The sequence below is a fragment of the Nocardiopsis coralliicola genome, assembly GCF_054779695.1.
Genome location: NZ_BAAGXT010000018.1, coordinates 90,887 through 104,678, shown reverse-complemented (window position 1 = coordinate 104,678; position 13,792 = coordinate 90,887). Strand labels below are relative to the sequence as shown.

Sequence of the window (13,792 nt, the reverse complement as noted above, 5' to 3'; positions counted from 1 at the left end):
GGGGCAGCGCGCCGGCGGCGGCGAGCGCCTCGGTGACCGCGGTGCGCGCGGTGCGCAGCGCGGCGGCGGCCCCGGCAGCGGCGCGGGCGGCAGGGCCGCCGGCGTCCGGCGCATCGAGCAGGGCCTCGTCGAACGCGGCAGGGCCGGGCATCAGCCGATCTCGCGCGCCTCGTCGACCAGCAGCACCGGGATGCCGTCCCGGATCGGGTAGGCGAGCCCGCTCTCATCGCAGACCAGCTCGCCGGCCTCGGCGTCGAGGCGCAGGGGCTTCTTGCTCTTCGGGCAGGCCAGGATCTCCAGCAGCCAGTCGTCGATCTTCGCGCTCATGGTCGTCCCGTTTCTTCGGTCGGTGCGGCGGTGGGTGCTGCGGCCGGTCCAGCCGCCTGCGGAGCGCCGGTCAGGCCCGCACGATGGACAGGACCTCGTCGCGCAGGCGCTCCATCGCGGCAGTGTCCGGCGCCTCCACGTTCAGCCGCAGCAGCGGCTCGGTGTTGGAGGCCCGCAGGTTGAACCAGCTTCCGTCGCCGAGGGTGACGGTGAGGCCGTCCAGGTGGTCGGCCTGCGCGCCGTCGCGGCCCGCGAACGCCTCCTCGACGGCAGCGGCCCGCCCCTGCTGGTCGGCCACCTCGGAGTTAATCTCCCCGGAGGCGGCGTACCGAGTGTATTCGGCGGCGACCTCGGACAGCGCGCGCGCGTCGCTGCCGAGCACGCGCAGCACGTGGAGCGCGGCGAGCATGCCGGTGTCGGCGCGCCAGAAGTCCCGGAAGTAGTAGTGCGCCGAGTGCTCTCCGCCGAACACGGCGCCGGTTTCGGCCATGGACGCCTTGATGAAGGAGTGGCCGACGCGGGTGCGCACCGGAACACCGCCGTGCTCGCGCACGATCTCGGGTACCGCCTGCGAGGTGATCAGGTTGTGGATCACCGTGGCGCCCGGCTCCTTGGCGAGCTCCTGCACGGCGACCAGCGCGGTGATCGCGGACGGCGGCACGGCGCCGCCGTTCTCGTCGACGACGAAGCAGCGGTCGGCGTCGCCGTCGAAGGCGAGGCCGATGTCGGCGCCGGTGGCCCGCACCCGCTCCTGCAGGTCGACGAGGTTGGCCGGGTCGAGCGGGTTGGCCGGGTGGTTGGGGAACGAGCCGTCGAGCTCGAAGTAGAGCGGCACGATCTCCAGCGGCAGCGCGGGCAGCAGCGCGTCGCCGAGCACGGCCGGCGCGGTCAGGCCCGCCATGCCGTTGCCGGCGTCGACGACGACCTTGAGCGGCCGGATGGCGGAGAGGTCGACCAGCGAGCGGAGGAACTCGGCGTAGGGCTGGAGCAGGTCCTGCTCGGTGACGGTGCCCTGCTGCGCGGCGGGCTCCGGGATACCCTCCTCGGCGATCCGGCGGATGTCGGCGAGGCCGGAGTCCTCGCCGATCGGCGCCGCGCCGGCCCGGCACATCTTGATGCCGTTGTACTGGGCCGGGTTGTGGCTGGCCGTAAACATCGCGCCCGGCATACCGAGATGCCCGGACGCGAAGTAGAGCAGGTCGGTGGAGGCGAGGCCGGCGGAGACCACGTCGACGCCCTGGGCGGTGGCACCCTCGGCGAAGGCGTGCACCAGGCCGGGCGAGGAGGGCCGCATGTCGTGCGCGACGACGATGGACGGAGCGTCGGCGACCTTCGCGAACGCGGCACCGATGGCGCGCGCCACCTCGGGGCCGAGCGTGTCCGGCACGATGCCGCGGACGTCGTACGCCTTGAAGATCGCACCGAGGCCGCCGGGGCCGCCCGTGTTCTGTGCGCCGTTCTCCGCCACTGCACCAACCCATCTGTCCGGATGTGCGTCTGCTGCCTGCAAGGTTCACCGGCGACGGGCCGGCCGGCCGCACGCCGCCGGCCGCGGCGGTGCCGCACGGGCAGCGGGGACGCGCCGGGACCGCCGCGGAAGACCAACGTACAAGAACCCGGCCGCGGAGTCCGGGACGGAGCTGCATCCCCGGTGCCCGGCCGCGCTGCACCGGGCAGGGGCGGGGTGCGGGACGCGGCGCCCGGGGAAACCGCGGGTGAAGGCTCGGCGCCCCGCGGGCGGGTCAGGAATCGGTTTCCGGCCGGACCACGCGGAGGTGGCCCTTGCCGTGGCCGCCGGAGGGCTCGGGGCGCGGGGCGCTCTCGCCGGCCGGCATTCCGCGCTGCGGCGCCTTGGGGCGCGCTGCTTCGCGGACGGCGTTCGCGAGCGCTTCGAGGTCGTCGCTGCCCGGACCGCCGGTGGAGTCGGCCGGAAGCCGGACGACCTCCCAGCCGCGCGGGGCGGTGAGCCGCTCTGCGTGCATCGCGCACAGGTCGTAGCAGTGCGGTTCGACGTAGGCGGCGAGCGGACCGAGGACCGCGGTGGAGTCAGCGTAGACATAGGTGAGCGTGAAGACGGCTGGCTGTCTGCACGCGGTTCGCGAGCAGCGTCGGGCAACGCTCACGAGGACCGACCCTATGCCTTTCCCCGACCGGATGCCAGCACCGGGGCACTGCTGCGCTTCGCGCGCCGATGGCATACTCTCGAAACGTGCGACGAGTGCGTCTACACAGGGCTCAAGCCGACCGCTTCCGGCGCCGGGACCGGCGGGGCCGCGGGATCCGCGGACCGCTGACTCCGCCCGAGGCGCCCATCACCCGTTCCCGCGCGCAGGTCTTCGACGACCTCGTGCTGGACGCGGTCGAGCGCCTGGAACGGGTCTGGTCCCGCGAACTGGCCGCCGTGGAGTTCCTGGTCGAGGACGTTCCGCGGGTTCCACCGGGGGTCACCGCCGAGGACGGTATCCCGTATTCGCGGCTGGAGACCGGCCGCGACGGCCGGGCCCGCATCACCGTGTACCGGAGGCCGGTGGAGATCCGCACCACCGACCCCGAGGAGATGGCACTGATGGTCTACGAGACCGTCGTCGAAGAGGTCGCCAACCTCCTCGGGCTGGAGCCGGAGACGGTCGATCCGGAGACCCGCGGCCAGACGTGACCACCGGCACGGCCGCCCACCGTGCCCCGCCGCCCCGGTCCGCTCCGGGGCGCTTGTCCCCTGCCCGCCGCCGAGGGGCCGGCCCAGGCCGCCGCTCCGGTGCCGCACATGCCTGCCGCCTGCGGGGGTGAAGCACGGCCCGGAGAGGACACGGTTCCCGCGGAACCGTCCTGCGGCCGCACATGCCGGGGCTCGGCGGGCCCTCTGGCCTCTCCTCCGCAACGGAACCGCTGCACCGCAGGCCGCGAAGGCCGCATCCGGCCCCTGCGGGGATGGTCCCGCCTTGGCGGCGGCCGCCTGGCTCCGGGAGTCCGCACCCCGCCCGTGCGGGGATGAGCCCCCGGCGCAGCCCAGCGGCGCCGCCTCGCGGGCCGGCATCCCGCGCGTACAGCGATGGGCCCTCGCAGCCGGCGCGGTGCAGCCGCCCGGGGTTCTGCACCCGGCGCACGGGGGGCGTGGACCGGTCCTCGCGGATGTGGCCCTGCGGATGGCTGGCTTCGCCCTGTGCACGCCGGGACGGACCGGCGGCGCCATGGCGCGCTGACGGTGTCTGCGCCCCGCCCATGCGCGGACCGACTCTCCGCCGGCGCCCCGCCAACCTGCGGTGGCGCCTGCGCGCTGCGCACGCCGGGACGGACCGGCGGCCGTCGCCAAGGGGCACCGACACCGCCCCGCCTCCCGTGTGCGGGAGTGGACCCTCGGCATCGGCCCCGGGCACCGGATCGGCCGTCGGCGCCCCGCATGCGGGATGGCTCCGGGCGCGGCGCGGGCTTCCGGCCGCGCCCGGCGCTGCGGGGCGGCCGGTCAGCCCGCGGGCCGGCCGGTAGCGGCCGGGTCGACGGCGGTGAGGGAGTTGACGGCCGGCGGGAGCCGGACCAGGGACGGGGCGGGATGGATCGGGAGGACGGTCGTTGACCGGCCGTCGCCCTTGCCGCGGGTCAGGACCGCCGCGGCGTGGACCGGACCGGAGCCGTCGCGCACCTCGACCAGCACCGACGAGCCGGCGGCGCCCTCGACCTCCTGAGCGGCGGTGGTGCCCGCGCCGGCCTCGACGCGGACCGGGTCGCCGGTGGTGCCGTCGTCGGCGACCGGAGTGACGATCACCGACGCGTCCTGCTCGACCGCACCGAGCAGCAGCTCCAGCTTGGTCCCCTCGGGCACCGACGGGACCACTCCGGTGGCGGCGGCGCCGGGCTGCAGCGGGGGCACGGCGGCAGTGGAGGTGCTGTCGTCACCGCCCTCGCGCTCGGACAGCACACCGGCCACAACCGGCCGGTCCGCCTCCACGACCACGGTCGCCGGCTCCTTGTCGATCGGGCCCTCCAGGCTCAGCGCGGCCGAGGCGGCCGGCGGGACGTCCAGTCCGGTGAGCGCGTCGTGCTCGACCTCGCCGTCCGGGGTGAAGACGCGGACATCGGCCGTCGCGGGCTCGTCGCCCGGCGCCGCGACGACCAGCGTGCGCGAACCGCCACCGCCCGGCACTCCGCCGACGGTCTGGCTGCGGGCGGGCCCCGCGGTGGCCGCGGACCACTCGGAGCCGTCCCCGTCGCGCTCGGCGTACAGGCCGGCGGCCACGCGGCCGGCGTTGGTGCGCACGTGCACCGCCACGGCGCGGCCCGAGGAGCCCAGTTCGGTGAGTTCACCGAGTTCGACGGCCTCCTCGCCGTGCGGCGGCACCTGCACGCCGCGCACACCGTCGTCGATCACCGGCCCGTCGGCGGCGTATACGTCGACGCTGGCGACCGCGGTGCGGCCGTCGATGTTGGCCAGGTGGGCCGTGAGCTCCTCCAGTTCCGCGCCCGAGGGGGCGGTGAACCAGCTGCTGATGCCGGGGTCGGGGCAGCGCACCGCGGTCAGGTCAGTGGCGTCGTCGCCGTCGTCCAGGCTGGTCTGGGCGGCCTCCAGGCCGGCCGCGAACGCGCCGCTGGCACGCAGCGCGGTGCTCCGGCCGTCGTCGGCGTCGGGCTCGGCGCTGACCGGCTGGCCGGGCAGCTCGCCGGCCGCGAGGCGGCGGCCGTCCGGCCGGTTCTCGGTCACCTCCAGGTCGCCGTCCTCGTCGCCGCCGTAGGGGGTGAACCCCACGGCCTCGGTGTCGGTGCCGCCGACCGCCGGCGGACACACCCGCAGCGCCGACTCGACCCGGCCCCATTCGGCCTCACCGCCGGCCGGCGCGGCGTCCGACCGGGTCACCAGCGCCACCCCGAACAGCGCGGCCAGCGCCAGCGCGACGAGGCCGAGCAGTGCGAACCGGTTCTCCACGATGAGCTTCACGCTCCGCGGCCCCCCTTCCTGCGGGTCCCGCGCGGCCGGCGCGGGCGTGCCGCGGCGCGGATCTCTTCGGCGCGGCGGTCGTCGTCCGGGGTGCGGGCGCCGGGCGAGGCGAGCACCAGGGCGGTGGCGATCAGCAGCAGCTGGACGGCGAGCCAGGTGTCGCGGACCGCCGAGGAGTGCTCCAGCGCGACGGTGCCCCCGCCGGCCGGCAGCGGGAACAGGGTGGTTCCGGTCCGGCTCTCGGCCGGGCGCAGCTCCTCCCCGTCGAGGGTGGCGGTCCAGCCCGCCGCGAACGGTTCGGCCAGCGCCAGTGTGCGGCCGGATTCGCCCTCGGGCACCGCGGCGGTCTCACCGTCGGGGTCGATGTCCAGCGCCACCGGGCCGTCGGGGTCTCCGGCGTCCTCGGCGGCACCGCCGTCCGGACCGCCACCGCTGCCGGATGCGGTGTCGACGCCGGAGTCGGTGCCCGTGCCGCTGGATCCGGTACTGCCGTCGGGCGGCGGCAGGATGCGCAGCCGCCCGGGGTCGCCGCTCACCCGCCACAGCCCGAACTCGTCGTTGAGCATGCGGCGGTCCAGGCCGGGGGTGCCGTCCAGGGTGTCGACGAGGGTGACGTCGGCGTCGCCGCCCGCATCGGGGCGGGGCACGACGACACTGCCGACCCCGAAGAACGCGAGCTCGCCGACCTCACTGCCGCCGCGGCCGGCAGCCAGCGAGGCGACCGCGGTGGACAGGTGGCCGCCGGCGGTTGCGTCAGCGCCGATCTGCTCGGCGCCGGTGCGCGGCTCTCCCGGGCGGAGCAGTGCATACCGGAGCGGGCCCTCGGCGGTGGGCCGCAGCACCAGCGCGGTGGCCGCCGCCGGATCGCCGGCCGCCGCGGCGACCTGGCCGGGTACGGCGGGTCCGGCGCCGCCGCGCAGCGGGCCGTCTGCGCCGTTCCACATCCAGGCGCCGGCGGCGCCGACCGGGGTGCTCAGCGCGAGCACGGCGGCTCCGCCGGCGAACAGCCGGCGGAGCCCGCCGGCCGACCAGAGCACGCCGAATGAGTGCGCGGAGACGGCGGCGGTGAGCAGCAGCGCGGTGCCGGCGAAGGCGAGCGCGACACCGGGCCAGCCCGGCGCTTCCGGGCCGCCGTAGGCCGGCTCCACCCAGATGCGGCTGACCAGGATCGCGACGGCGACGCCGAACAGCGCGATACTCCAGCCCACCGCGATCATCATGCGCCGGCGCAGCAGGAGCAGCGCGGCCAGCGACGCAGTGAGGAAGCCGGCGGTGACCCAGGCGGGCGGGGTGCCGGTGCCGCCGGGCGAGAGCATCAGCAGCTCGTGCGCAGCGGCGCCGGGCGCGGACAGCTCGGGTCCGTGCAGGCCGTACTCGGTGAGCCAGAGCGACGGGTGCACCAGGAGCTCCGCCGACCAGGGCAGCAGAAGCAGCAGCGGCGCGCCGACGGCGATGCCGATGCTGACGTAGAGCCGCCGGCCGAGGTGGCCGAAGGTGAGGGCGACGACCGCGCCCACCGCGACGGCGAGCAGCCACACCAGCGGGACGAACGCGGTGGCCACCGCGAGGAGGAGCCCGAGGCCCCAGGCGGCGCGGCGGGACCGCTTCGGCGGCTGGTTGAGCATGCGGGCGCCGAGGATGCCGAGGACCGGCAGGAGCGCGTGTACCAGCGCGGTGCCGACCCTGCCCTGCGCGATGGCGCCGGTGGCCACGGGCAGCAGTGCGTAGCTTCCGGCCATCCACAGCTGCGCCGGCCGGAAGTGCAGCACCTGGCGGGCCAGCAGGTAGGCGCTGAGGCCGGCCAGCGGGATGCAGCCGAGCAGGATCGCGGTGACCGCCAGCCACGGCTTGCCGAAGGCGAGCGTCGACAGCACGGCGAGGATTCCGGTGGACGGCGGCGCCGGCCCGTCCGCGCCGATGCCGGTGGCCGGAGCGCCGGACAGGAAGAGGTCCCACAGATCGGAGGCGCCGCCGGTGACCGGAGCGAGCGCGCCGCCGGCGAGGATCCCGGGCGCGAGCAGGCCGCGGCCGCCGATGAGCGCCACCGCGGTCAGCGCGAGCACCAGCAGCACGCCGGGCCGGGACAGGGAGCGGCGGAGCAGCCCGTGCTCGTCGCCCAGGACGGCGTCGTCGCTGCCGGGAGAGGTTCCGCCGCCGTCCCGCACGGCCTGGTGGCGGCCTGTCGCGTCGCCGACCGCGCGGTCGCCGGAGAGCAGGCCGACCACGGCCGCGGAGAACTGGCGCAGCGCGACGCCGCGCGCGAGGAACGGGCGGATCGCGCTGTAGGTGCGCTTGCGGTTGCGCAGCCGCCGGAACCGGGCGGCGGCGAGCCGGGCCGGGCGCAGCAGTACGGACGTGAAGGCGACCGCCTCGTCCAGCGCACCCGCAGGCTGCTTGGCCGCGATGAGCATGAGCACCCGCAGCGCGGAGCCGAAGGCGTTGCGCAGCAGGGCCCCGACCATCCCGCCGAACGGCAGGTTGGCCAGCAGGACGTAGAGGGCGTTGCGCCGGTCCAGCCGCCGCGGGTGGCCGCTGCCGACGGCGATCGGGCGGCGCCGGCGGCCGGCGGCTTCGGCGTGGTAGGCGACGGCGCCGGTGGCGAGCACCACGCGGTGCCCGGCCGAGCCGACCCGCCAGCAGAAGTCGATGTCGTCGCGGAAGAGCAAGAGCGCCGGGTCGAAGCCGCCGAGCGCGTCCCACACGTCCCGGCGGACCAGCATGCCGGCGCTGGACACGGCGAGGACCTGGCGGTCGCCGTCGTGCTGGCCGTGGTCGAACTCGCGGGGCTCCAGGCCGGTCTCGCGGCGGCCGGCGCCGTCGATGGTGACGCCGGCCTCGACGAGGAGGCGGCGGTCGTAGAAGTCGCGCAGCTTCGGGCCGAGGACGGCGGCGCGCGGGTCGCCGGCGGCGGATTCGAGGAGTTTCTCCAGCGCATCGGGCGCAGGCGTGCAGTCGTCGTGGATCAGCCAGATCCACTCGCGTGCGCCCTCGGCTGCGCCGGGGAACGGCTCGCGGAGCCGGGGCAGGGCGAGCGCCGCCCGGACGGCGTCGCCGAATCCGGTGCTGCGCGGCACCTCGGTGACGGCGTCGGCGGCGATGTAGGAGGCGAGGATCTCGCCGGTACGGTCGCGGCTGCCGACGTCGACCCCGGTCACGCGCTGCACGGGCCGGGTCTGCTCGCGGACGGCCTCCACGGTCTCCTGCAGCCAGCGCGCACCGTCGTGCGCGACGATGACGGCCGTCACGATCTGGAGGGCGGGGTCCTGGGGTTGCACGGCCAGTGGGTCTCTCGGGGTTGCAGAACAGGGCAGAACAGGGCGTTTCGGGGAATCTGAGGGTGCTCGGGGAGAGTATCGGCAGATCACCTTACGCCACACGGGCCGCACGGGTGTGCCGGTCGCGGACACCGGGGTGCGGCGGGTGCCGGGGAGAGCGGCGGCGGGGCGCTCGCCGCCGCGGAACCCCGGCCGGACCGGGCGGCGAGCGAGCACGCGGTGCGGAGAAGCCGCACCGAAGAACACGGCGAATGGTGCGAACGGACTGCGGCACCGGTTTCCGTCCGGGGCGGTTTGTCCCGGGAAGGCCGCGGCGGCGGAACAGGCGCGGGTACGGTGCGCGGATCAAATCCGGATAAGAATGGCGGCGCCCCGGGGCGAACACCCCGGGGCGCCGATCGCCGATGGCGGCTACAGCATGTCGGCGAGGAAATCGAAATCCCCGCCCGCGGCTTTCTTGAGCCGGCGGCGCTCGCGCTCGGAGAGTCCCCCCCAGATACCGAAGCGCTCGTCGTGCTCCAGCGCGTATTCCAGGCACTCGGCCCGGACCTCGCAGGACTGGCAGACCTTCTTGGCCTCGCGGGTGGAGCCGCCCTTCTCGGGGAAGAACGCCTCCGGGTCCGTCTGAGCGCACAGTGCGCGCTCCTGCCAGCCCAGATCGTCGTCTGCGCCGTGCGCCAGCGGGATGACCTCGCTCATGCGCACCTCCTATTGCCCCCCATAGATGTCCCCTCCCATTCGACCCCCGGGAGGGTGGAAACACACCCTGAAATTACACGCGCGCGAGTCGCTACACGTCAAGCGCGTTGCGCCGTATTCCATTGAATACCATGTAACGGTCTGCCAACGGCGGTCTCCGACACGGGACAGTAGCGATCGGACCGCCCGCGCACGGGGCGAACGGGGCAGAGTGGATGCACTGCGCGGACCGGGCGGAGCGGGTGCGCCGGGCGGCGTGTCCCGCCTCCCCTCGCGCCGAGCGTGCGGGCCGGGCGCTCCGCGGGGCCGTTCGCCGGTACTGCCGGACATCCGGCACGGCGCAGCCGGGGAGGACGGGCCGCGGAACCGCCGCTGCAGGAGAGCGGCGGCAGCTGCGGAGGGAGCGATCGCGCCGGCCGCGGGGGCCTCCGGGAGACCCGCATCCGCCGCGGGGACCGGGGCGGGCGGGAGCGGGCCGCTCCATCCGTGGCCGATGCGCGGCGCGGGGGACCCGCGGAGAAGAACTGGTTGCATGCGCCGCTTGGGGCGCCCAGCCCAGCGCCGGGGGTGCGGGACCTGGCGGTACCGCACCCCCGAGCGTCAGCGCTGGTTGTCGTCGCGGTACCAGGACTGCTGGTCACCGGAGGACTCGCCGGCCGGCCGCGCCTGGTCGCCGGCGTCGTGGGCGGGGTCCGCCTGCGGCGCGTACTGCGACGGGTCGTAGGCCTGCTGCTGGGCGTAGGGGTCGTACTGGCCCTGCTGCGCCTGCTGCTGGTACGCGTCGCCGTACGCCGGCTGCCCGCCGGTCCCGTACGCCTGCGCCTGCTGCTGGTACGCGTCGCCGTAGGCCGGCTGCCCGCCGGTGCCGTACGCCTGCGCCTGCTGCTGGTAGGCGTCGCCGTAGGCCGGCTGCCCGCCGGTGCCATACGCCTGCGCCTGCTGCTGGCCGTAGGCGTCGTAGGCCTGCTGGCCCTGCTGCTGGTAGGCGTCGCCGTAGGCGGCCTGCTGCTGCGCCGCAGGGTCGGCGTAGGCCTGCTGCGGGTCGGCGTAGGCCGCCTGCTGGTAGGCGTCGCCGTACGCCGGCTGGCCGCCGGTGCCGTACGCCTGCGCCTGCTGCTGGTAGGCATCGCCGTACGCCGGCTGCCCGCCGGTCCCGTACGCCTGCGCCTGCTGCTGGTAGGCATCGCCGTAGGCGGCCTGCTGCTGCGCCGCAGGGTCGGCGTAGGCCTGCTGCGGGTCGGCGTAGGCCGCCTGCTGGTAGGGGTCGCCCTGCACGTACTGCTGCTGGTAGGCGTCGCCGTAGGCGGCCTGGGCACCGGTCCCGTACGCCTGCGCGGGGTCGGCGTAGCCCTGCTGGGCGTAGGGGTCGGCGAACGACTGCTGTGCACCGGTCGCCGGCGCGTAGCCCTGCGGCATGCCCTGCTGCGGCATCGCCTGCGGCTGCGGGCGCGGCACCAGGTTCGGGTCGTTGAAGACCCGGAACAGGAAGAGCGCTGCGAACACGATCACCGCGGCGGCGCCGCCGATCTCGAAGAGCTGCGTGAACGCGAGTGCGATCCCTCCGTCAGCCGCGGCCACGAAGCTCATGATGAGGGTGATGAGCGCGAACAGCGCGCCGACACCGAGCAGCACCAGCGCGAAGACGACGATGCCGGAATTGGCCGTGGACCGCTGCGGAGCGGTGACGGCGAGCAGCACCGCCACGACCACCAGCAGGACGTTGACCGGGCTGAAAACAGAGCCCCCGCCGGCCGCGAAGGACAAGCCGGCGGATCCTCCGGGTCCGCCCATGCCACTGAAAATGCTGATCATGCCTGCGACCATCGTCGCCGCCACAGCGCCGAGCAGCGCCCAGGCTGCGGGTATCCGCAAGCGGTTGATTGCTTCGTTGTTCAAGAGAGGTTCCCCTCCGCTGCGTCGCTGTCGCGTCGGTGGAAGCTTTGCATAACGCCAGTCTGCCAACACCGGCGTCCGGATCCGCCCGGCGAATGCCGGGGGCGGCGCGGCGGGGGGTGCGTCCAACTGCGGATCGCGCACCACTCGCCCCAGGGGCCACCGCACGCACGCCGCTCCAGCCTGCCAGACTTGTCCGTATGCGGATAGTCGTACCGGCCGGCGGTATCGGAGGCGCGCGGTTCCTGCGCGGACTCACCTCGGCGCTGGGAATCGAGACGGGACAGGGCGGCGGCGCCGCGGACGTGACCGGCGGTGATGACCGCGGCGCAGCTCAGAGCGGCGCTCCGGGCGGTGCGGACGGCGCCGGGCGCGGCGGCGCCGCTGCACCGGACGGAGCGGCCGGGGCGCCGGGCGCGGGCGAGATCACCGTGATCGGGAACACCGGCGACGACATCACCCTGTTCGGAATGCGGGTTTGTCCGGATCTGGACACCGTGATGTACACGCTGGGCGGCGGCATCGACGCGGAGCGCGGCTGGGGCCGCGCCGCGGAGTCGTTCACCGTGAAGGAGGAGCTGCTCGCCTACGGCATGCAGCCCGACTGGTTCGGGCTGGGCGACCGGGACACCGCCACCCACATCGTGCGCTCGCAGATGCTGGCGGCCGGCTTCCCGCTGTCTGCGGTCACCGCGGCGCTGTGCGACCGGTGGCAGCCCGGCGTGCGGCTGCTGCCGATGACCGACGACCAGGTGGAGACGCACATCGTCGTCGCCGACCCGGAGACCGGCCGGCGCCGGGCGATCCACTTCCAGGAGTGGTGGATCCGGCACGGCGCGGCGCTTCCCGCGGAGTCGATCGTGTCGGTGGGCGCGGAGGAGTCGCGGCCGGGGCCGGGCGTGCTGGAGGCGGTCGCCGAGGCCGACGCCGTGCTGCTGCCGCCGTCGAACCCGGTCGTCAGCGTCGGCTCGATCCTCGGGGTGCCGGGGATCCGGGAGGCACTGGAGAAGGCGGTCGTCGTCGGGGTCTCCCCCATCATCGGCGGCGCTCCGGTGCGCGGCATGGCCGACGCGTGCCTGACCGCGATCGGTGTCGAGACCTCGGCCGCGGCCGTCGCCGCGCACTACGGTCCCCAGCTGCTGGACGGCTGGCTGGTGGATGAATCGGACACTGCCGCCGTCGGAGACGCGCCCGGCCTCGACGGGATCGAGGTCGAGTCGCGGCCGCTGTACATGAGCGGGCCGGCGGAGACCGAGGCGATCGCCCGGCACGCACTCGATCTGGCGCAGCGGATCGCCGCGCACCGCGGGGAGGGCGCATGACCGCACCGGACACCGCTGGCGACCTCTCCGGAGAGCGCACCCGCGCCGCGTTCGAGGTGCGCGCCCTACCGGCTCTGCCGGAGGTGCAGTCCGGCGACGACCTGGCCGCGCTGATCGCCGGTGCGGCATCCGCGGCGGGCGCCGCACCGCGGGACGGCGACATCGTGGTGGTCACCTCGAAAGTGGTCAGCAAGGCGGAGGGGCGGGCCCGGCGGATGGACCGCGAGGCCGCGATCGACGCCGAGACCGACCGGGTCGTCGCCCGCCGCGGCGCCACCCGCATCGTGCAGACCCGCACCGGGCTGGTGACGGCGGCGGCCGGGGTGGACGCCTCCAATGTGGAGCCGGGCAGCGTCCTACTGCTGCCGGAGGACCCGGACGCGTCGGCGCGGGCGGTCCGGGCCGGCCTGCAGGAGCGGTTCGGCGTGCAGCTCGGGGTCGTCGTCAGCGACACGTTCGGCCGGCCGTGGCGGGTGGGCCAGACCGACGTCGCGATCGGCGCGGCGGGCGTGGCGCCGCTGGAAGACCTGCGCGGCACCGCCGACGACCACGGCACCGTGCTGGAGGTGACGCTGAACGCCGCCGCCGACGAGCTGGCGGCGGCAGCGGAGCTGGTGAAGGGCAAGGCGGCGCGCACTCCGGTGGCGGTGATCGGCGGGCTCGGCCGGCTGGTCACGGCCGAGGACGGCCCCGGTGCAGCCGCGCTGGTCCGCCCGGCCGACGAGGACCTCTTCCGGTACGGGTCGCGCGACGTCGTGCCGGCCCGGCGAACGGTCCGCAGTTTCACCGCCGACCCGGTCGATCCGGCCGCGGTGCGGCGCGCGGTTGCCGCGGCGGTGACGGCGCCCGCGCCGCACCACACCACCCCGTGGCGGTTCGTGCTGCTGGAGGACGCGGAGCGGCGTACCCGCCTGCTGGATGCGATGCGCGAGGCGTGGGAGGCCGACCTGCGCGGCGACGGCTTCTCCGCGGAGGCGATCGCGCGACGCACCCGGCGCGGCGACGTGCTGCGGAACGCGCCGTCGCTGGTGCTACCGTTCCTCGTGGCCGACGGTGCCCACCCCTACCCCGATCCGCGCAGGTCGGCGGCTGAGCGGTCGATGTTCCTGGTGGCCATGGGCGCCGGCGTGCAGAACCTGCTCATCGCGCTGGCGATGGAGGGCCTGGGGTCGGCCTGGGTGTCGTCGACGATGTTCTGCGCCGACACGGTGCGCTCCGTCCTGGACCTTCCGGACGGCTGGCAGCCCATGGGCTCGGTGGCGGTCGGGCACGCAGCCGGCCCGGCTCCGGAGCGGCCGCCGCGGTCGGCGGAGGCGTTCATCGAGGTCCGCTGAGCGGTCCGCCTTCCC

Annotated in this window: 10 protein-coding genes; 3 read left to right on the top strand and 7 right to left on the bottom strand. The window is 75.3% G+C overall.

Annotation, left to right across the window (positions count from 1 at the left end; translation table 11 throughout):
• Window positions 1-150 precede the first annotated feature (150 nt).
• The 3 genes from ACYVGT_RS15045 to ACYVGT_RS15035 all read right to left on the bottom strand — a co-directional run bounded on the left by ACYVGT_RS15045 (window position 151) and on the right by ACYVGT_RS15035 (window position 2,450).
• Window positions 151-327: a Trm112 family protein gene (locus ACYVGT_RS15045; RefSeq protein ID WP_460858507.1), complete on the bottom strand. Its 177-nt coding sequence runs from the start codon at window positions 325-327 to the stop codon at window positions 151-153.
• Window positions 328-397: 70 nt separating this feature from the next.
• Window positions 398-1,795 carry a phosphomannomutase/phosphoglucomutase gene (locus tag ACYVGT_RS15040; RefSeq protein WP_460858505.1) on the bottom strand — a complete coding sequence of 466 codons (1,398 nt, stop codon included), beginning with the start codon at window positions 1,793-1,795 and terminating at the stop codon, window positions 398-400.
• A gap of 274 nt (window positions 1,796-2,069) precedes the next feature.
• Window positions 2,070-2,450, bottom strand: a complete 381-nt coding sequence (locus ACYVGT_RS15035; protein WP_460858502.1) for a DUF3499 domain-containing protein — start codon at window positions 2,448-2,450, stop codon at window positions 2,070-2,072.
• Window positions 2,451-2,545: 95 nt separating this feature from the next.
• On the opposite strand from ACYVGT_RS15035, the gene ACYVGT_RS15030 reads away from it, so the two are divergent.
• A complete protein-coding gene (locus tag ACYVGT_RS15030; RefSeq protein WP_460858500.1) occupies window positions 2,546-2,983 on the top strand; it encodes a metallopeptidase family protein in 438 nt (145 codons plus the stop codon).
• 804 nt (window positions 2,984-3,787) lie between these two features.
• Here the strand turns inward: ACYVGT_RS15030 and ACYVGT_RS15025 are convergent.
• The 4 genes from ACYVGT_RS15025 to ACYVGT_RS15010 form a co-directional block, all read right to left on the bottom strand.
• Window positions 3,788-5,254: a DUF5719 family protein gene (locus ACYVGT_RS15025; protein WP_460858498.1), complete on the bottom strand. Its 1,467-nt coding sequence runs from the start codon at window positions 5,252-5,254 to the stop codon at window positions 3,788-3,790.
• Window positions 5,251-8,529 carry a glycosyltransferase gene (locus ACYVGT_RS15020; protein WP_460858496.1) on the bottom strand — a complete coding sequence of 1,093 codons (3,279 nt, stop codon included), beginning with the start codon at window positions 8,527-8,529 and terminating at the stop codon, window positions 5,251-5,253. Before ACYVGT_RS15020 ends, ACYVGT_RS15025 begins: the two co-directional genes overlap by 4 nt.
• Before the next feature lie 411 nt (window positions 8,530-8,940).
• Window positions 8,941-9,228 (bottom strand): WhiB family transcriptional regulator, encoded by a 288-nt coding sequence (locus ACYVGT_RS15015; protein WP_017595089.1) that lies wholly within the window; start codon window positions 9,226-9,228, stop codon window positions 8,941-8,943.
• 600 nt (window positions 9,229-9,828) lie between these two features.
• A complete protein-coding gene (locus tag ACYVGT_RS15010; protein WP_460858493.1) occupies window positions 9,829-11,124 on the bottom strand; it encodes a hypothetical protein in 1,296 nt (431 codons plus the stop codon).
• Window positions 11,125-11,321: 197 nt separating this feature from the next.
• On the opposite strand from ACYVGT_RS15010, the gene cofD reads away from it, so the two are divergent.
• Both cofD and ACYVGT_RS15000 read left to right on the top strand, forming a co-directional pair.
• The gene (gene cofD, locus ACYVGT_RS15005) at window positions 11,322-12,443 is read left to right on the top strand and encodes a 2-phospho-L-lactate transferase (protein WP_460858490.1); all 1,122 of its coding nucleotides are present in this window, start codon (window positions 11,322-11,324) and stop codon (window positions 12,441-12,443) included.
• Window positions 12,440-13,777 carry a coenzyme F420-0:L-glutamate ligase gene (locus ACYVGT_RS15000; RefSeq protein ID WP_460858487.1) on the top strand — a complete coding sequence of 446 codons (1,338 nt, stop codon included), beginning with the start codon at window positions 12,440-12,442 and terminating at the stop codon, window positions 13,775-13,777. The genes cofD and ACYVGT_RS15000 overlap by 4 nt, the downstream gene beginning before the upstream one ends.
• The last annotated feature ends 15 nt before the right edge of the window (window positions 13,778-13,792 follow it).

Excerpts from the sequence above, each read along its gene's own strand:
- ACYVGT_RS15015 (WP_017595089.1), bottom strand. The coding sequence starts at position 9,228 with ATGAGCGAGGTCATCCCGCTGGCGCACGGCGCAGACGACGATCTGGGC.
- ACYVGT_RS15000 (WP_460858487.1), top strand. The coding sequence starts at position 12,440 with ATGACCGCACCGGACACCGCTGGCGACCTCTCCGGAGAGCGCACCCGC.
- ACYVGT_RS15045 (WP_460858507.1), bottom strand. The coding sequence starts at position 327 with ATGAGCGCGAAGATCGACGACTGGCTGCTGGAGATCCTGGCCTGCCCG.
- cofD (WP_460858490.1), top strand. The coding sequence starts at position 11,322 with ATGCGGATAGTCGTACCGGCCGGCGGTATCGGAGGCGCGCGGTTCCTG.